At 41.4% G+C, this 18,807-nt stretch carries 15 protein-coding genes; 13 read left to right on the forward strand and 2 right to left on the reverse strand.

The features are described 5' to 3' along the window. Window positions 1-113: 113 nt before the first annotated feature. Both QM928_RS06745 and leuS read right to left on the reverse strand, forming a co-directional pair. Window positions 114-527 (reverse strand): YjdF family protein, encoded by a 414-nt coding sequence (locus QM928_RS06745; RefSeq protein WP_178894499.1) that lies wholly within the window; start codon window positions 525-527, stop codon window positions 114-116. Between the two features lie 343 nt (window positions 528-870). Further along, window positions 871-3,372 (reverse strand): leucine--tRNA ligase, encoded by a 2,502-nt coding sequence (gene leuS / locus QM928_RS06750; protein WP_414276545.1) that lies wholly within the window; start codon window positions 3,370-3,372, stop codon window positions 871-873. A gap of 149 nt (window positions 3,373-3,521) precedes the next feature. Here leuS and QM928_RS06755 point away from each other — a divergent pair, with 149 nt between their 5' ends. The 13 genes from QM928_RS06755 to QM928_RS06815 all read left to right on the forward strand — a co-directional run bounded on the left by QM928_RS06755 (window position 3,522) and on the right by QM928_RS06815 (window position 18,789). Next, entirely contained in the window at window positions 3,522-5,171 is a 1,650-nt protein-coding gene (locus tag QM928_RS06755) for a sensor histidine kinase (protein WP_414273829.1), read from the forward strand. Next, window positions 5,164-5,934 carry a response regulator transcription factor gene (locus QM928_RS06760; protein WP_316108080.1) on the forward strand — a complete coding sequence of 257 codons (771 nt, stop codon included), beginning with the start codon at window positions 5,164-5,166 and terminating at the stop codon, window positions 5,932-5,934. Before QM928_RS06755 ends, QM928_RS06760 begins: the two co-directional genes overlap by 8 nt. 113 nt (window positions 5,935-6,047) lie before the next feature. Beyond that, a complete protein-coding gene (locus tag QM928_RS06765; RefSeq protein WP_414276546.1) occupies window positions 6,048-7,094 on the forward strand; it encodes an extracellular solute-binding protein in 1,047 nt (348 codons plus the stop codon). Between the two features lie 12 nt (window positions 7,095-7,106). After that, window positions 7,107-8,198: an ABC transporter ATP-binding protein gene (locus QM928_RS06770; protein ID WP_414276547.1), complete on the forward strand. Its 1,092-nt coding sequence runs from the start codon at window positions 7,107-7,109 to the stop codon at window positions 8,196-8,198. Beyond that, window positions 8,188-9,846, forward strand: a complete 1,659-nt coding sequence (locus tag QM928_RS06775; RefSeq protein ID WP_414276548.1) for an ABC transporter permease — start codon at window positions 8,188-8,190, stop codon at window positions 9,844-9,846. The genes QM928_RS06770 and QM928_RS06775 overlap by 11 nt, the downstream gene beginning before the upstream one ends. A gap of 190 nt (window positions 9,847-10,036) precedes the next feature. Continuing rightward, on the forward strand, window positions 10,037-11,053 hold the full coding sequence (locus QM928_RS06780; RefSeq protein WP_414276549.1) for an NAD(P)H-dependent glycerol-3-phosphate dehydrogenase: 1,017 nt from the start codon (window positions 10,037-10,039) through the stop codon (window positions 11,051-11,053). A gap of 25 nt (window positions 11,054-11,078) precedes the next feature. Further along, on the forward strand, window positions 11,079-11,975 hold the full coding sequence (gene galU / locus QM928_RS06785) for a UTP--glucose-1-phosphate uridylyltransferase GalU (RefSeq protein WP_414294843.1): 897 nt from the start codon (window positions 11,079-11,081) through the stop codon (window positions 11,973-11,975). A gap of 147 nt (window positions 11,976-12,122) precedes the next feature. Continuing rightward, entirely contained in the window at window positions 12,123-14,600 is a 2,478-nt protein-coding gene (gene pbp1b, locus QM928_RS06790) for a penicillin-binding protein PBP1B (RefSeq protein WP_414294844.1), read from the forward strand. A 101-nt stretch (window positions 14,601-14,701) separates the two neighbouring features. Further along, window positions 14,702-15,634: a DMT family transporter gene (locus QM928_RS06795; protein WP_414294845.1), complete on the forward strand. Its 933-nt coding sequence runs from the start codon at window positions 14,702-14,704 to the stop codon at window positions 15,632-15,634. 63 nt (window positions 15,635-15,697) lie between these two features. Continuing rightward, on the forward strand, window positions 15,698-16,396 hold the full coding sequence (gene dapD, locus QM928_RS06800; protein ID WP_414294846.1) for a 2,3,4,5-tetrahydropyridine-2,6-dicarboxylate N-acetyltransferase: 699 nt from the start codon (window positions 15,698-15,700) through the stop codon (window positions 16,394-16,396). Between the two features lie 61 nt (window positions 16,397-16,457). Continuing rightward, window positions 16,458-17,588, forward strand: coding sequence for an N-acetyldiaminopimelate deacetylase (locus QM928_RS06805; RefSeq protein ID WP_414294847.1), 1,131 nt, complete (start codon window positions 16,458-16,460; stop codon window positions 17,586-17,588). A gap of 3 nt (window positions 17,589-17,591) precedes the next feature. Further along, a complete protein-coding gene (locus QM928_RS06810; protein ID WP_414294848.1) occupies window positions 17,592-18,131 on the forward strand; it encodes a 5-formyltetrahydrofolate cyclo-ligase in 540 nt (179 codons plus the stop codon). Then, entirely contained in the window at window positions 18,115-18,789 is a 675-nt protein-coding gene (locus QM928_RS06815) for a rhomboid family intramembrane serine protease (RefSeq protein ID WP_414294849.1), read from the forward strand. Before QM928_RS06810 ends, QM928_RS06815 begins: the two co-directional genes overlap by 17 nt. Window positions 18,790-18,807 lie beyond the last annotated feature (18 nt).

Genomic DNA, 18,807 nt, shown 5'->3' on the forward strand with positions numbered 1-18,807 from the left:
CCTTGTCTCACACTTATAAGTTTAAAGATGTGAATAGTATATCACATCTCACACATAATATTCAAAAAATCCTCCAGTTTATGGAGGATTGATCAAATATGGAAACGAGTGAGTTAATGCCCCTTGTGCTTCTCTCTACGTTTTTGCTGTTTGCGTTCGAATTTCTCTTGTTTGAGCAATTGTTTTTGGACACTAGATTGATGTTTTGAAATCTTTTTCCTTTCCTCATACTGCAACTGCAATAGTTCTTTCGACTTGGAAGAAACTTTCTGCTTTACTTGTTTCTTCACAGCTCGCTGTAATCGTTTAGGATTCTTGATTTTTACATGTTGCTTAACTGTAGCTTCTGGACTAAAAGATAATTGAGTAAACTGAGTCTGTAAGATCTCTAGAATTTCATCATCTTTTGGCTCCTGACCAAATGTCACACGACAAACTTGATAAGTTTCTCGATACACTTGTTCGAACAAACCATGCCAAAATCCATCTTCAAAATAAACTGTCAATCCAATTGAAATTGTTTCCACGACAGCACCTCCTTAAATCTATCCCTAAGAATGGACAACCAAGGAGGAAGGTTACTGATAGGCTTGCCTACGTCTGGACTACCAACCAGAACTGTGTTTTTATCTTAGTTGGAACTATTATAGCATATAGCAATACAAAAATCCTCCAGATTCTACTCTGAAGGATTTTTAAATTTATTTCGTTACGATATTTACGAGTTTAGTTGGCTCAAACAGTTTGGGGAACTGTTTGAGGTTGCAAATAAGCAAATAAATTGGTTATTTCACAACAATGTTAACCAATTTAGTTGGCTTCAATAGTCCACTGGACTATTGAAGGTGGCAGATAGGGCTAATAAACTCGTTATTTAACGACGATATTAACGAGTTTATTAGGGACACTAATCACCTTCACAATTTCTTTGCCATTGATCTCTGCCTTAACTTTTTCGTTAGCCAGAGCCACTTCTTGCAATTCTTCGCGTGAAAGGTCTTTAGCGACCATAAGTTTAGCACGGACTTTTCCTTTGATTTGGACGACAATTTCGATTTCGTCTTCAACCAATTTGCTTTCGTCCCATGTTGGCCAAGCCACATAAGAGATAGACTCACCTGTTTCTGCGACTGTTTGCCAGAGTTCTTCTGCCAAGTGAGGGGCAAATGGGGCAATCAATTGGATAAAGCCTTTGGCGTAGTCCACATAGAGTTTGTCTTCCTTATTAGCAGCGTTGACAAAGACCATGAGTTGGGCAATGGCTGTGTTGAATTTCATAGACTCGACTTGCTCAGTAACAGATTTAACCGTTTCGTTGTAAACCTTGTCTAGAGCGCCATTGTTTTCCGCAACGATTTCTTTACTTGTGATCAAACGGTACACACGGTCGAGGAACTTACGACTTCCTTCCAATCCTTCTTCAGACCAAGCGATTGAAGCATCGAGTGGTCCCATAAACATTTCATAGACACGAAGGGTATCGGCACCGTATTGTTCCACCACATCGTCTGGGTTGACAACGTTCTTGAGGGATTTAGACATTTTGGCTGGTGCTTGCTCCAATTCTTCCCCTGTTTCCACATGGAAGAAGGAACCGTCACGTTTTTCAACTTTATCAGTCGCTACAAGAGCACCGCGATGGTCACGGTAGCTAGTTCCCAAGATCATTCCTTGGTTAAAGAGTTTTTGGAACGGTTCTTTAGTTGGAACAACACCAAGGTCGTAGAGGAATTTGTGCCAGAAACGAGCGTAAAGCAAGTGAAGAACAGCATGCTCCGCACCACCCACATAGATATCTACTGGCAACCATTGTTTGAGGAGGTCCTCATCAGCCAATTTCTCAGTATTGTGTGGGTCAATATAACGGAGGTAGTACCAGCTTGAACCTGCCCATTGTGGCATAGTGTTGGTTTCACGACGACCTTTAACACCATCTTCACGAGTCACTTCAAGCCAGTCTGTCAAGTTAGCTAGTGGACTTTCACCAGTTCCTGAAGGACGGATATCCTTGGTTACCGGCAAGACAAGTGGCAATTCATTTTCTGGAACAGCTGTTGAAGTCCCATCTTCCCAATGAATAATTGGGATTGGTTCACCCCAGTAACGTTGACGGCTAAAGAGCCAGTCGCGGAGACGGTAAGTTACCTTCTCTTGACCACAGCCTTTTTCTTCCAACCAAGCCACAATCTTAGCAATAGCATCTTCTTTGTTGAGACCGTTCAAGAAGTCAGAGTTGACGTGAAGGCCATCCTCTGTGTAGGCAGCTTCTTCAACGTTTCCACCTTCCAGCACTTCTACGATTGGTAGGTCAAATTGTTTAGCAAATTCCCAGTCACGTTGGTCGTGGGCTGGTACGGCCATAACGGCACCTGTACCGTAGCTAGCAAGAACGTAGTCTGCAATCCAGATTGGAATTTCTTTACCGTTGACAGGGTTGATTGCATAAGCACCCGTCCAAACCCCTGTTTTTTCCTTGGCAAGGTCTGTACGAGCCAAGTCTGATTTGAGGCTGGCTTGGTGTTTGTAGTCCGCTACAGCCTTAGCCTGTTCAGGACTTGTGATGGCGTCTACTAATTCATGTTCAGGAGCCAAAACAGTGAAAGTCGCACCGAAAAGGGTATCTGGACGTGTCGTAAAGACTGTGAATTCCTTGTCTGTTCCCTTAACTTTAAAGGTTACATTGGCACCAGTTGATTTTCCAATCCAGTTGCGTTGCATGTCCTTGATAGACTCTGGCCAGTCAAGGTCATCCAAGTCATTGAGCAAGCGCTCTGCATAGGCCGTGATTTTAAGCATCCATTGGCGCATTGGTTTGCGGACAACTGGATAGCCTCCACGCTCTGATGTTCCATCAGGAAGGACTTCTTCGTTGGCGATAGCTGTTCCCAGTTCCTCAACCCAGTTTACTGGCACTTCCGCTTCATAGGCCAAGCCTTTTTCATAAAGCTTGGTGAAAATCCATTGCGTCCATTTGTAGTAGTTTGGATCTGTCGTGTTGACTTCACGGTCCCAGTCGTAAGAGAATCCAAGCGCATTGATTTGGCGTTTGAAGTTAGCAATGTTTTCTGCTGTGAATTCCGCTGGGTCATTACCTGTATCCATAGCGTATTGCTCTGCAGGCAAACCAAAAGCATCCCATCCCATTGGATGAAGGACATTGTAGCCTTGCGCACGTTTGAAACGGCTGAGGATATCAGTCGCTGTGTAACCTTCTGGGTGTCCTACGTGCAGACCCGCTCCAGATGGGTAAGGGAACATATCAAGCGCATAAAACTTAGGTTTTGAGGCATCTGTTCCTGTCTTAAAAGTGTGATGGTCAGCCCAGTATTTTTGCCACTTAGGCTCGATTTCTTTATGATTGTAAAAACTCATGCTGTCTCTCCAATTTTCGTGATGCTCCTATTATACCATTTTTAGGGGGAATTAGTCTCTTTCTTTTCAACTCTTTTCTCTTTTCACCTTGCCTTCCATTTTCAATACTGCTATACTTACTTTAGTATGCTCTTTGTAAGAGGTAATTTATGGCACATTCTTTTAAACATTCTCTCCAAAAAGAGATTCTTCATCGTAGTTCTTTGGCTGCTTTAGCTACATCGTTTTTACTCCTCATTCTCCTGTTTGGTTTTTCCTATTTCCTGCAAAAGCAACAACTCACCAAGGATACCCAACAGATCGTCCAGCATATTCGCGACATGAAACAAGCGAACTATCAATTATTGGAGACCATGAATCAAAAAATGGTTCCAGAATTTTTAGAAGGTAAACACACTGACCGAGAACTCTTTAGTCTATTTTATGAAACAAAAGCTCAACTGAAACTCAGTTCTGATTTTATCATCCTTGACGACACAGGAGAACTTCTCTTTAGTACCAATCGCAACCATCAAGAAACTATTTTAGCTCCTTATTATTTAAAATTATTAATTCAAAATCCGATTCAAGGAGCCATTACAGAAAAGGTTGCTTTGTCAATAGATAAACAACATTACGCACTCTTCATTATGCCTATCGTTCAAAATCAACGAGTTAAGGCTTATAGCATTTCTTTTGTAAATGAAAATGAATTTGTGTCCAGTATCCCTCTCATCAATTCAAAATACGCCATTACAGATACTTTTGGAAACATCTACTCTAGTAATACCAATCAATTTACTCAATCAACTCTGGAAAAATTTGATGAAAAATTACTCCAGTCTAAAACTCATTGGTATGTTGAAAATCCACTTCTGATTGAAAAACGTAAAATTGAACCGATTTTCTCAATCTACACCTTTCAATCTTTCTTTCCCATTCCGAGTTTACTAGGGCTTGCTTCTGTCTTAACACTCTGTATCTTTCTATTATACTTCTGGCAGGCGAGACGAATTGCTTATAAAATTGCGACGCACAATGCCGGCCCTATTGAAAGTCTAGTCTATCAACTGCAGGAAATTCCTAAGAAAAAGGACAAGAAGCTGATCCTCCAGACAGGAGACGAATTTGAACTGATTGCTGAGAAAATAACCGATATGCTCCAAGAGTTGGATGAGCTCCATCAAAAGATGTTGACCATTGAGAAGGAAAAGTGGATCTTTGAAAGAAAGATGCTGGAAGCTCAGTTTAATCCTCACTTCCTCTACAATACCTTGGAAACCATTAAAATCACGAGTATGATTGATGCTAGTATTACTCAAGAACTTATTCAAAATCTCACGCGCATCCTGCGATATAGTGTAACTGAACTAGAAAAAGAAACGACTCTTGGGCAGGACCTAGAAATTATAGAAGCTTATCTGAAAATCCATCAGATTCGATTTGAACATTTTTCTTATCAGATTGACTGTTCTGAGAATCTACATTCCCAAACTATTCCGAAACTTTTCTTATTACCCCTTGTGGAAAATGCTCTAAAATACGGAAGACAGTATCGCATCGACCTTGCCATCTCTATCCAAATCACTCAAGAGCAGGAAGCACTGACCTTTATCGTTAAGGATAATGCTGGTGGTCTAACCAAACAAGAACGCCTACATATCTTAGAATCCTTGGACAGCCCACATACACAGCACGGTATTGTCAATAGTTACAAACGATTGAATAACTTTTTTGAGAATGTCGAATTGGATTTAGGAGTGAACCCGCAAGGTGAAACCTGGGTAAAATTTGTCACGAAAGGAAGAACGCATGTTTAAGTTAATCATTGTCGAAGACGAACACCTGATCCGAAAATGGCTTGAAATTGCCGTCGACTACTCAGCCTTGGGTATTCAAGTTGTTGGAACTGCAAGTCACGGACAAGAAGGCATGGAGTTAATTCAAAAAGAGAAACCACACATCGTCCTGACAGACATTACCATGCCCATCATGGATGCTTTTATGATGTTTGAAGCGACTCGTTCACTCTCTTATGAAAAAGTGATTCTCTCTGGTTACAATGATTTCCAAAACGCTAAAAAGGCCATGCAATTCGGAGCAGTAGACTTCCTCCCAAAACCCATAAACGTCACTGAATTAACAGAGTGTTTAGAAAAAATAACTCTGCGCCTCAAGATGGATCAACACCAAACCAATCCATTTTTACATGACTACCAAGCCTTTGTTACCTCGCTTCAAAAAATCAATCCTCAAAACCAATTGATTCAACAAATTCTCGAATTTGTCCACCAACACTACTACCTACACTTTACCATTTCTACCATTGCAGAGAATCTAGGCTATAGCGAAAGTTATCTCTACAAGGTTATCAAAGAAGATTTCCCTATCACCTTGAACGAATACATTCTTCAGTATCGTTTAAAACAAGCAGTTGAAAAAATGATCCAACAGCCTGACTATCCTCTTAGTCAAATCGCTGAAGAAGTCGGCTTCTCAGACTATAAATATTTTGGTAAAGTTTTTAAGAAATACTTTCATATCTCTCCTAAAGAGTTAAAATCCATAGGAAGAATAGTTTAGACACTGTTCTTCTTTTTTGTAGAGAATTTTACCCCATTAGGATAGAATTTTAGGTTTTAAAAGCGCTTTCATTGTTTTACAATAGAGGTAACAAAACTATGGAGGTATCCATCATGAAAAAGAAATGGATGTATTATGCTGCGTGTGGACTTGCTATTTTGGGGCTTGCTGCCTGCTCTTCTGACGACGCTTCAGGAGAAAAGGCAACTGAAAATGGAGGAAGCGATACTCTAGTAGTCTACTCCCCAAACTCAGAAGGATTGATTGGAGCAACTATTCCTGCTTTTGAAGAAAAGTATGGTATCAAGGTTGAACTCATTCAAGCAGGAACAGGTGAACTCTTTAAAAAACTAGAATCTGAAAAAGAAGCCCCTGTGGCAGATATCATCTTTGGTGGTTCCTATACCCAATATGCTACCCACGGGGAACTTTTTGAAAATTACGTATCAACGGAAAACGATAATGTCATCAAAGAATATCAAAATACAACTGGCTACTCAACTCCTTATACATTGGATGGTAGTGTTTTAATCGTCAACCCTGACTTGACTAAGGGGATGAATATTGAAGGTTATAGCGACCTCATCAAACCAGAACTCAAAGGAAAAATCGCAACTGCAGACCCAGCCAACTCTTCTAGCGCCTTTGCTCAACTAACAAACATGTTACAAGCTGAGGGCGGCTATACAGACGACAAGGCTTGGACTTATGTCAAAGATCTCTTTACTTTGATTGACGGTAAAATTGGCTCAAGTTCATCTGGCGTTTACAAGGCCGTAGCAGATGGAGAAATGGCTGTTGGTCTTTCTTACGAAGACCCCGCAGTGAAACTTCTAAACGACGGAGCTAACATCAAGGTTGTTTATCCAAAAGAAGGTACTGTCTTCCTGCCTGCTAGCGCTGCTATTATTAAAAACGCTAAGAACATGGAAAACGCTAAGAAATTTATCGACTTCATCATTTCTCAAGAAGTCCAAGACACGCTTGGTACAACAACTACTAACCGTCCAGTTCGTAAAAACGCTAAAACTAGCACAAACATGAAACCAATCGAACAAATTAAAACACTAACTGAAGACTATGATTATGTCATCAAAAACAAATCAGATATCGTGAAGAAATACAACGAAGTCTTTACAGATATCCAATCTAAACAGTAAAAGAGGTTAACTATGAGTGAGATCAAGATTATCAATGCCAAGAAAATTTACCACGATGTAGCTGTTATCGAAAATCTAAACGTTACCATTCCTAAGGGGAGCCTTTTCACTCTCCTTGGGCCTTCAGGATGTGGGAAAACAACCTTACTTCGTATGATTGCAGGTTTCAATAGCATTGAAGGAGGAGAATTCTACTTCGACGATACTAAAATCAACAACATGGAACCTAGCAAGCGAAACATTGGGATGGTTTTCCAAAACTATGCAATTTTCCCACATTTGACGGTGCGTGATAACGTTGCATTCGGGCTCAAGCAAAAGAAAGTTCCAAAAGATGAACTCATCGAACAAACAAATAAATACCTTGAGTTGATGCAGATTGCCCAGTATGCTGATCGTAAACCAGATAAACTTAGTGGTGGTCAGCAACAACGGGTTGCCCTAGCACGTGCCTTGGCTGTTAATCCTAGTGTTCTCCTCATGGACGAACCCCTCAGTAACCTAGATGCCAAACTTCGCTTGGATATGCGTCAGGCTATTCGAGAAATTCAACACGAAGTTGGAATTACCACTGTCTACGTAACCCACGACCAAGAAGAAGCTATGGCTATTTCTGACCAAATTGCTGTTATGAAAGACGGTGTTATTCAACAAATTGGTCGTCCCAAAGAGCTTTACCACAAACCAGCAAATGAATTTGTCGCAACATTTATTGGTAGAACAAATATAATCCCTGCTAGTTTGGAAAAGCAAGCTGACGGAGCTTACATCGTCTTTGAAGATGGTTATTCTCTTCGTATGCCAGCACTAGACCAGGTGGAAGAACAAGCTATTCATGTCAGCATTCGTCCCGAAGAATTTATCCGTGACGAAAACGGACCAATCGATGGAACAATTACTGACAGTGTCTATCTTGGACTTAATACCGAATACTTCATTGAGACAGGATTTGCTTCAAAACTTCAGGTAAGTGAAGAATCTACATTTGAAGAAGATTTGAAAAAAGGAGATCGCGTTCGTTTGCGTATCAATACTCAGAAACTCAATGTCTTCTCTGAAGATGGTTCGCGCAATCTCATAAAAGGAGTCAGCCATGGAGCGTAAAAAACTAAATATCTGGACGGCGTCTTCCTTCTTCATCTTCCTTACTTATCTTGTTTTTCTGGTCTATCCAATTGTTACGGTATTAAAACAAGCACTGGTACATGAAGGTCATTTCTCATTAGAAAATTTTGTTACTTTCTTTAGCAAATCGTACTACTCTGAAACCCTTATCAACAGTTTCAAGGTTTCTGTAACTGCAACGATCACTTCTGTCCTTGTTGGTACCTTGCTAGCTTATCTTTTTTCAATGTATGACTTCAAGGGAAAGAAGTTTTTACAGATTTTAATCATCATTGCATCCATGTCAGCTCCCTTTGTAGGTGCCTATTCTTGGATTCTACTTCTTGGTAGAAACGGAGTAATCACAAAGTTTCTAACCAACACACTGCACTTGCCAGGTCTTGACATCTACGGTTTCAAAGGTATTGTGCTTGTCTTTACACTTCAACTCTTCCCTCTCGTCTTTCTTTACGTAGCTGGGACTATGAAGAGTATCGACAACTCCCTCTTGGAAGCTGCTGAAAGCATGGGAACTTTCGGTCTAAAACGAATTGTAACAGTCGTTTTACCTCTCTTGGTTCCAACTTTACTAGCAGCTGCACTCCTCGTCTTTATGAGAGCCTTCTCGGACTTTGGTACTCCGATGTTGATTGGTGAGGGATATCGTACCTTCCCAGTCTTGATCTATACACAGTTTATCAGTGAGGTAGGAGGCAACTCTGCCTTTGCATCAGCCTTAGCAATTATGGCGATTACAATCGCCCTAGTTATCTTCCTCATCCAAAAGTACGTTTCAAATCGCTACAGTTTCAGTATGAACTCGCTTCATCCAATTGAACCTAAGAAAACGACAAAAGGAAAGATGGCTGCTATTTATGTGACAGTTTATGGCATTATCTTATTCTCTGTTTTGCCTCAAGTTTACTTGATTTATACATCCTTCCTGAAAACATCTGGTATGGTTTTCGTCAAAGGATATTCACTAAATAGCTATAAGACTGCCTTTAGCCGTATGGGATCTGCTATTTTTAATACCATTCGTATCCCTCTCCTTGCCTTGGTTCTCGTTGTTGTCTTTGCGACCTTCATCTCCTACCTTGCAGTTCGCAAACGCAACCTATTTACCAACTTAATCGATAGTCTTAGTATGGTACCTTATATCGTACCAGGAACTGTACTCGGTATTGCCTTTATCTCTTCATTCAATACAGGCCTCTTCGGAAGTGGTTTCCTGATGATTACTGGAACAGCCTTCATCTTGATTATGTCCTTATCTGTCAGAAGACTTCCTTATACCATTCGTTCTTCAGTTGCTAGTTTGCAACAAATTGCTCCTAGTATCGAAGAGGCAGCAGAAAGTTTGGGAAGTAGCCGTCTCAATACCTTTACTAAAATCACAACTCCAATGATGCTTTCAGGGATTATCTCAGGGGCAATCCTTTCATGGGTAACAATGATTTCGGAACTATCTACTTCCATTCTCTTATATAACGTTAAAACTAGAACAATGACCGTAGCTATCTACACTGAAGTACTTCGTGGGAATTATGGTGTGGCAGCAGCCCTATCTACTATTCTCACTATCTTAACAGTTACTTCCTTGTTACTATTTATGAAAATTTCTAAAAATAACAGCATTACGCTCTAGTTTTTTCCTACTAAAACAGCCAATTCCCCCTGGCTGTTTTTTTATATCTCTACTTTTGATTTTCTCGAATCATCACCTTCGATAAATACAGATTCCTATCAATAGGACATATCTTAGCTAGTTATATAGATGCAAGATGGGGCTTTTTATGGTAGAATATAGGAAAGTGCTTTCTCAGAAGGAGGAAAAAATGAACAAACAAACCATCGCTATTTTAGGGCCTGGTTCTTGGGGTACTGCCTTGTCACAAGTTTTAAATGACAATGGACATGAAGTACGTATCTGGGGAAATATTCCTGACCAAATTGACGAAATCAATACACAACATACCAACAAACGCTATTTTAAGGATACTGTATTAGACGAAAAGATTGTTGCCTATCATGATTTGGCAGAAACCTTGAAGGGGGTTGATGCTGTCTTGTTTGTGGTACCAACCAAGGTGACCAGATTGGTAGCTCAACAAGTGGCTGCTGTTTTGGATCATAAAGTGGTTGTCATGCATGCTTCAAAAGGCCTCGAACCCAATAGCCACAAACGTCTTTCAACCATTCTTGAAGAAGAAATCCCTGAAGACCTTAGAAGCGAGATCGTCGTCGTATCTGGTCCTAGCCATGCGGAAGAAACAATTGTACGCGACATTACCTTGATTACCGCCGCATCTAAGGATTTAGAGACAGCCCAGTATGTTCAAGAACTCTTTAGCAACCACTACTTCCGTCTTTATACCAATACAGATGTCATCGGAGTAGAAACAGCTGGCGCGCTTAAAAACATCATCGCAGTGGGAGCTGGTGCCCTTCATGGACTTGGATTTGGGGATAATGCAAAAGCTGCTATTATCACGCGCGGTCTGGCAGAAATTACTCGTCTGGGGGTTAAACTTGGAGCAAATCCATTAACTTACAGTGGTCTTTCTGGAGTTGGGGATTTAATCGTTACCGGAACTTCTATCCACTCACGTAACTGGCGTGCTGGAGATGCTCTTGGGCGTGGCGAAGCCTTGGCAGATATTGAAGCTAATATGGGAATGGTGATTGAAGGAATTTCAACGACCAAAGCAGCCTACGAGTTAGCACAAGAACTAGGAGTTTATATGCCTATTACCCAAGCCATTTACCAAGTTATTTATGAAAATGTTAATATTAAGGATGCCGTTTCTGAACTCATGAGCAATGAGTTCAAGGCAGAGAACGAGTGGTCTTAAACCACAGTTAGAAAGGAATCTCATGATGCAAAAAGTTAGAAAAGCCGTTATCCCTGCTGCAGGACTTGGAACTCGCTTCCTTCCTGCTACCAAAGCCTTGGCTAAGGAAATGCTACCAATCGTAGATAAACCAACCATTCAATTTATCGTTGAAGAAGCTCTCAAGTCTGGAATTGAGGACATTCTTGTGGTAACTGGGAAGTCAAAACGCTCTATCGAAGACCATTTTGACTCAAACTTTGAACTAGAATACAACCTCAAGGAAAAAGGAAAAACCGACCTTTTGAAACTAGTTGATGAAACAACTGGTATGCGTCTTCACTTCATCCGTCAAACACACCCACGTGGACTCGGAGATGCCGTTTTACAAGCCAAAGCTTTCGTCGGGAACGAACCCTTTGTGGTCATGCTTGGAGATGATCTCATGGATATCACTGATGACAAAGCTGTGCCATTGACCAAGCAACTCATGAATGATTATGAGAAGACTCATGCTTCTACTATCGCTGTCATGCCTGTCCCACACGAAGAAGTTTCTTCATACGGTGTTATCGCTCCTCAGGGAGAAGGAAATGACGGCCTTTACAGTGTTGAAACCTTCGTTGAAAAGCCAGCACCTGAAGATGCACCAAGTGATTTAGCTATTATCGGTCGTTACCTTCTCACACCTGAGATTTTCGGTATTCTTGAAAATCAAACACCAGGAGCAGGAAATGAAATCCAGCTAACAGATGCTATCGATACCCTCAACAAAACCCAACGAGTATTTGCTCGCGAGTTTAAAGGCTCACGTTACGATGTTGGAGATAAGTTTGGATTTATGAAGACTTCCATCGAATACGCTCTCAAACATCCACAAGTCAAAGACCACTTGAAGGACTACTTGATTGATCTTGGAAAAGAACTTTCAGGAGACAAATAAACAATTTACCAAACAGTCAGATTTAGTTTAAATCTGGCTTTTTTGATGTCTAAATCCCAAGAACCAATCCCTATCTAACCCCCATTCTAAGCCTAATTTCTTGCAAGAGATGCTTTTATGGTATAATAATAAAGAGCGAGGAATTCTATGAACAAACATGTAACAAGAATCAAACAAAAAGGACTGGCCTTACTTCGGTCTCTAAAATTAACAACTTCCAAAAAAAATCTAGATAAAAATAAGAAAGTCAAAACAAAACTAACCATTTGGACTATTTGGGCCAAGATTTTACTTGGAATAAAAGCAACTTTTAACACACTTTTCATCCTAGCTTTTATTGGCGGCCTCCTCGGGACTGGGGTTGTTTTGGGGTATGCTGTGTCTCTCTTTGATCAAGTTAGTGTCCCTCAAACGGAGGATTTGGTTAAACAGGTCAACAATATTTCATCTATTTCTGAGATTCGCTATGCAGATGGTTCCATGATTGGGGCTATCGAGAGCGATCTTTTGCGAACATCTGTCGCATCCGATGCCATCTCAGAGAATCTCAAGCAAGCTATCGTTGCAACCGAGGACGAACACTTTGCAGAGCACAATGGTGTCGTTCCTAAAGCTGTCATTCGTGCCAGTCTAGGAAACTTTATCGGCCTTGGTTCTTCGAGTGGTGGTTCTACCCTAACACAACAGCTCATCAAACAACAAGTAGTTGGTGATGCTCCTACGCTTGCTCGTAAAGCTAGTGAAATCGTAGATGCTCTAGCCCTAGAACGTGCTATGAATAAGGATGAAATCCTGACTACCTATCTAAATGTTGCACCTTTTGGTCGCAACAACAAGGGGCAAAATATCGCAGGTGCTCAGCAGGCTGCAACTGGGATTTTCGGAGTGGATGCTAGCAAACTAACCATTCCTCAAGCAGCTTTCCTAGCAGGTTTACCACAAAGCCCTATTTCCTACTCACCTTATGAGTCTACTGGTGAGATGAAGAGCGAAGAAGATATTGAACTTGGAATCAAGCGCTCAAAAGATGTTCTCTACAATATGTACAGAACTGGAGTCCTTAGCCAAGAAGATTACGAAACCTATAAAGCGTACGATATTAAGAAAGACTTCTTGCCAGCAGAAAATGTCAACGTAACTGCTAAAGGTTTCCTCTACTTCTCTGCCCTCGATGAAGCGACGAACCTCATGTATGATTATCTAATCAAAAAAGATAACGTCTCTGCACCAGAACTAAAGAACGAATCTATCCAGAAATCTTATCGTGAATTAGCCAAAAAAGAAATTCAAAACGGCGGCTATAGTATTACAACTACTATTGATAAGGCTATTCACACGGCCATGCAAGATGCAGTCGCAAACTATGGCTATCTAGTCGACGATAATACTGGTCAACCTGAAGTCGGAAATGTCCTGATGGATAACCAAACCGGTGCTATCTTAGGATTTGTCGGCGGTCGTGATTACCAAAGCAACCAAAACAACCACGCCTTTAATACTAAACGTTCCCCTGCTTCAACTACTAAACCAATCCTAGCCTACAGTATTGCCATTGACCAAGGCTTGATGGGAAGCGCAAGTGTCCTATCTAACTATCCAACTAACTTCTCTAACGGAAATCCGATCATGTATGTCAATAGTTCTGGTACTGCCATGATGAGTCTGAAAGAAGCTCTCAATTATTCATGGAACATTCCTGCTTACTGGACCTATCGTACGCTCCGTGAAAAGGGAGTCGATGTTCGTTCCTACATGGAAAAAATGGGCTACGAGATTCCAGAATATGGCATTGAAAGTCTTCCTATGGGGGGAGGAATCGATGTCACTGTAGCCCAACATACAAATGGCTACCAAACCTTGGCTAACAATGGTGTTTACCATAAGAAATACATGATTTCAAAAATCGAGAAGACCAGCGGCGAGGTTATCTATGAGCACAAAGACGAACCTGTACAAGTCTACTCTAAAGCAACTGCAACCATTATGCAGAGCTTACTAAGAGATGTTATTTCTTCCCAAGTGACTTCAAGCTTCCAGAGCGATCTTGCCGCTATCAACCCAAGTTTGGCGGGTGCTGACTGGATTGGTAAAACTGGTACGACCAATGAAGATGGCGATATGTGGCTCATGCTTTCAACTCCAAGATTAACCCTTGGTGGTTGGCTTGGTCACGATGATAACCGACCACTCGGTAAAGGTGCAGGACACTACCGCAATGCAAAATATATGGCTCATCTGGTAAATGCCATTCAACAAGCAGCCCCTTCTGTTTGGGGGACAGAACGATTCAACCTTGATTCAAGTGTCACTTCATCTCAAGTCCTCAAATCAACTGGTCAAAAACCAGGTAAGGTTACCATCAACGGTAAAGAAATTAATGTGACTGGTGAAATGGTGACAAGTTACTGGGCTAACCAAGCTGGTGCTCCGACTACTACTTATAGATTCGCTATTGGTGGAAGCGATGCAGACTACCAAAATGCTTGGAACACCATTTTAGGAAGTCTGCCTAAAGCATCCTCTTCCTCATCAAACAATAGCAATAGCAGTAACAGTAATAACAATAATAATCGTAATAATACTTCTAATAGTAACGGGAACAGAAGCAGCAATCAACGGCGCTAACTAAACAGCACAATCATTGAGAGTGGGAAAGAAAATTTCTGAAATAAATGATTTTTCTCCACTCTCTTTTTTCTTTTTTCATTTCATGGTACAATAGCAACATGAATAAATATCAAAAGAATATTTTTAAGGGAACCATTTATTCTCTCCTATCTGGCCTGATCTGGGGGATCTGCGGAATTTTAGGAGAGTACTTTTTTTCACATTATCAAGTATCTTCAGGGTGGATTACTTCTATGCGTCTACTCGTCGCTGGTAGTTTCGTAATCGTCTTATCTAGTATAAAACTCCGGTCCCAGCTCTTCGAGATCTGGAAAAATCGAAACAATTACCTGCCTTTTCTGGCCTATGCTATCTTAGGGATCTTCTCCGTACAATTTTTCTTTTATCTCTGTGTGGAGTACTCCAACGCTACCACTGCCACCATCCTCCAATTTATCAGTCCTGTCTTTATACTTCTATATAATCGCATCATCTACAAGAAAAAAGCTTCTAAAAGTGCTATTTTTTATGTCTTGGTCGCTATGGTTGGGGTCTTTTTGATGGCTACCAAAGGAGATCTATCCAAATTATCTATTACACCACTGGCTTTACTTACGGGCCTTCTCAGTGCACTAGGTGTCATGTTCAATGTCATCTTACCCCAACGCTTTGCTAAAAAATACGGTTTTGTGCCTACTGTTGGCTGGGGAATGATTATCGCTGGGATTTTTAGTAATTTTCTCTACCCTGTTTATAAGATTAGCTTCCAGGTTGATGCCATCAGTATCTGTATTTGTTTAACCATTGCCTTTTTGGGAACAGCCTTTGCTTTCTTCCTATCGATGAAGGCTGTCTCGCTCGTTTCTCCCTTGGTGGTGTCAGTGGTCAGTGCAAGCGAACCTTTATCATCTGCTATTCTAAGCGTTCTCTTTCTAGGTTTAGTCTTGGATGGGTATCTGCTACTGGCTATGATTTTGATTATCATCCCAATGATCTTTCTATCCATTGAAGAATCAAAAAACAAAATGAAAGAATCTTCTTTTAACACTTAAGGCTTCAAAATTGAAGCCTTTTTTGGTAGAATAGTAAGCATTACAAAGAGTGAGGAGACACCTATGACTGCTACAAAAATGAATGCACAAGAAATTATCCAATTTATCGCAAATGCTGAGAAAAAGACAAGCGTAAAAGTGACCTTTGAAGGACAACTTGCTGGAGCTATCCCTACTTCTGTTACTAAGCTTGGGAATGTTCTTTTTGGAGACTGGAAAGATATCGCTCCACTTCTTGAAGGACTAACAGAAAACAAGGACTATGTTGTTGAACAAGACGCTCGCAACTCCGCTGTACCTCTCCTTGATAAACGTGCTATCAATGCTCGTATCGAGCCAGGCGCTATCATCCGTGACCAGGTTGAGATTGGCGACAACGCTGTTATCATGATGGGGGCTGTTATCAATATCGGTGCTGAAATCGGTGCTGGTACTATGATTGATATGGGAGCTATTCTGGGTGGACGTGCTATTGTCGGTAAAAATAGTCACGTAGGTGCCGGCGCTGTTCTTGCAGGTGTCATCGAACCAGCTAGTGCGGAGCCTGTCCGTGTCGGTGATAATGTACTCATTGGTGCTAACGCTGTGGTCATCGAAGGTGTTCAAATCGGTAGCGGTTCTGTTGTTGCTGCAGGTGCCATCGTTACTCAAGATGTTCCAGAAAATGTTGTGGTAGCTGGTGTTCCAGCTCGTGTTATCAAAGAAATCGATAGCCAAACCCAACAAAAAACAGCGCTAGAAGATGCGCTTCGCACCTTGTAATTAGTAACAGAGGCTGAAACATTTCCAGCCTCTTTCTCGTATCAATAGAAGGAAATTAACTATGTTAGATTTGATTCAAACTCGACGCGATCTTCACCAAATTCCTGAGATTGGTTTAGAAGAATTCAAGACTCACGCTTATTTACTCAATGTCATTGAGAAATTAACAGCTGACAAGGATTTTGTTCAGATTCGTACTTGGCGAACAGGTATTTTAGTTTACTTGCAGGGAAGTCACCCAGAACGTACCATTGGTTGGCGGACAGACATCGACGGACTCCCAATCGTTGAACAAACAGGCCTTGCCTTTGCCTCTCAGCACCCAGAACGTATGCATGCTTGTGGACATGATTTTCACATGACCATTGCCCTAGGAAGTCTCGAACGTGCTCTAGAAAACCAACCTAAAAACAATCTCCTCTTTCTCTTCCAACCTGCCGAGGAAAATGAAGCAGGTGGCATGCTCATGTATGAAGATGATGCTTTTGGCGACTGGTTGCCTGACCAATTTTACGCTCTTCACGTTCGACCAGACTTAAAAGTTGGACAGATTGCTACCAATACAGGCACTTTGTTTGCAGGAACTTGCGAAGTCAAGATTCGTTTCAAGGGTAAAGGTGGTCACGCTGCCTTTCCACATCAAGCAAACGACGCTCTGGTTGCAGCTAGCTATTTTGTCACTCAAGTTCAGTCAGTCGTTAGCCGTAATGTCGATCCTATTGAGGGAGCTGTCGTCACTTTCGGTGTCTTTCAAGCCGGAACAACCAATAATGTCCTCGCTGATACAGCTTTCTTGCATGGAACCATTCGAGCTCTTACACACAGCATGAGCCTCTTGGTGCAAAAACGTGTCAAAGCTATCGCTGAAGGGGTCGCAGCTGCTTTTGATATGGATGTGGAAGTTGAACTCAAACAGGGAGGTTATTTACCAGTCGAAAACAACCCTGAATTAGCCCGGCAATTGATGACCTTCTTTGATGAAAAAGAGGGAATTGAATTAATCGATATCGAACCCGCCATGACAGGGGAGGACTTTGGTTATCTTCTATCAAAGGTTCCTGGAGTCATGTTCTGGCTTGGAATTGATAGTCCCTATGCTCTTCACCATCCAAAGATGAGTCCTAAGGAAGAAGCTCTGGCTGTCGGTATCGAGGCTGTATCAAGCTTTTTAGCCAAGAAAGCTGCGGAGTAAACTATGAAAAAAAACTTACGCAAGCAGGTCTTGCAAGAACTCAAATCTCTATCCAAAGAAGAAAAGCAGAGCATAAATGATTGGCTCACAGATCAGTTCTTTCAACATCCTTTTTATAAGGAAGCAAAAACCATCGCTACTTACCTGTCTTTTCCTCATGAATTTCAGACAGCTAGACTGATCGAACAAGCTCAAAAAGATGGGAAAACCATCCTCATTCCCAAAACTTATCCACAAGGGAAAATGGACTTTGTGCTCTATGAACCAGAGAAACTCGAAAGAAATTCTTTTGGACTTCTTGAACCTCAAGGAGACTTCACAATCCTTGAACCCTCTCAGATTGACCTGATTCATGTTCCTGGTTTGGCTTTCAATCCTTCAAGGTATAGGATTGGCTACGGTGGTGGCTACTACGACCGCTACTTGGAGCATTTCCTAGGCCACACCATCAGTACACTTTATCCTTGTCAGATTCAAGACTTCCAGCCTGATTCACATGATATTCCTGTTGAGGAGGTACTCATCTATGAAAGAAATTTTTGATCGTCGGTATCCTGTCACGAGCTTCTTTCTACTCGTGACAAGCCTGGTTTTTATACTCATGTTTTTAACCAGTGGTTTTAACTACACAAGTGCAGCCACCTTGTATAAATTCGGAGCTGTTTATCCCCCAGCAATCAAGGCCATGCCTGAACAAGTCTGGCGCTTATTCTCGGCAACCTTTGTCCATATTGGCTTGGAGCATTTTTTAGTCAATATGCTATCCCTCTACTTCTTAGGACGTCAGATGGAACAAATCTTTGGCTCTAAACATTTTTTCTTTATCTACCTTCTATCAGGTATGATGGGAAATCTCTTTGTCCTAGTTTTTAGTCCCAATGCCATTACTGCAGGTGCTTCAACTGCCCTCTACGGTATGTTCGCTTCTATTGTCGTTCTTCGTTATGCCTCACGCAACCCCTATCTTCAACAGCTTGGTCAATCCTATCTCTCCCTCTTGGTCATCAACCTAGTAGGAAGTATTTTAATGCCTGGCATCAGCCTTGCTGGACATGTCGGGGGAGCTGTCGGTGGTGCATTACTAGCTATCGTCTTCCCAGTTCTAGGCGAACGAAAGATTTACAGCCCAGCTCAACGGGGTCTTGCAACCCTAGCTTTCATTGCTTTATCAGCTTTACTACTTTTTATCGGACTATTATAAAACAAGAAAAACCATTGG

Origin of the sequence: Streptococcus infantis (assembly GCF_047460405.1) — a bacterium.
GTDB lineage: Bacteria > Bacillota > Bacilli > Lactobacillales > Streptococcaceae > Streptococcus > Streptococcus infantis_Q.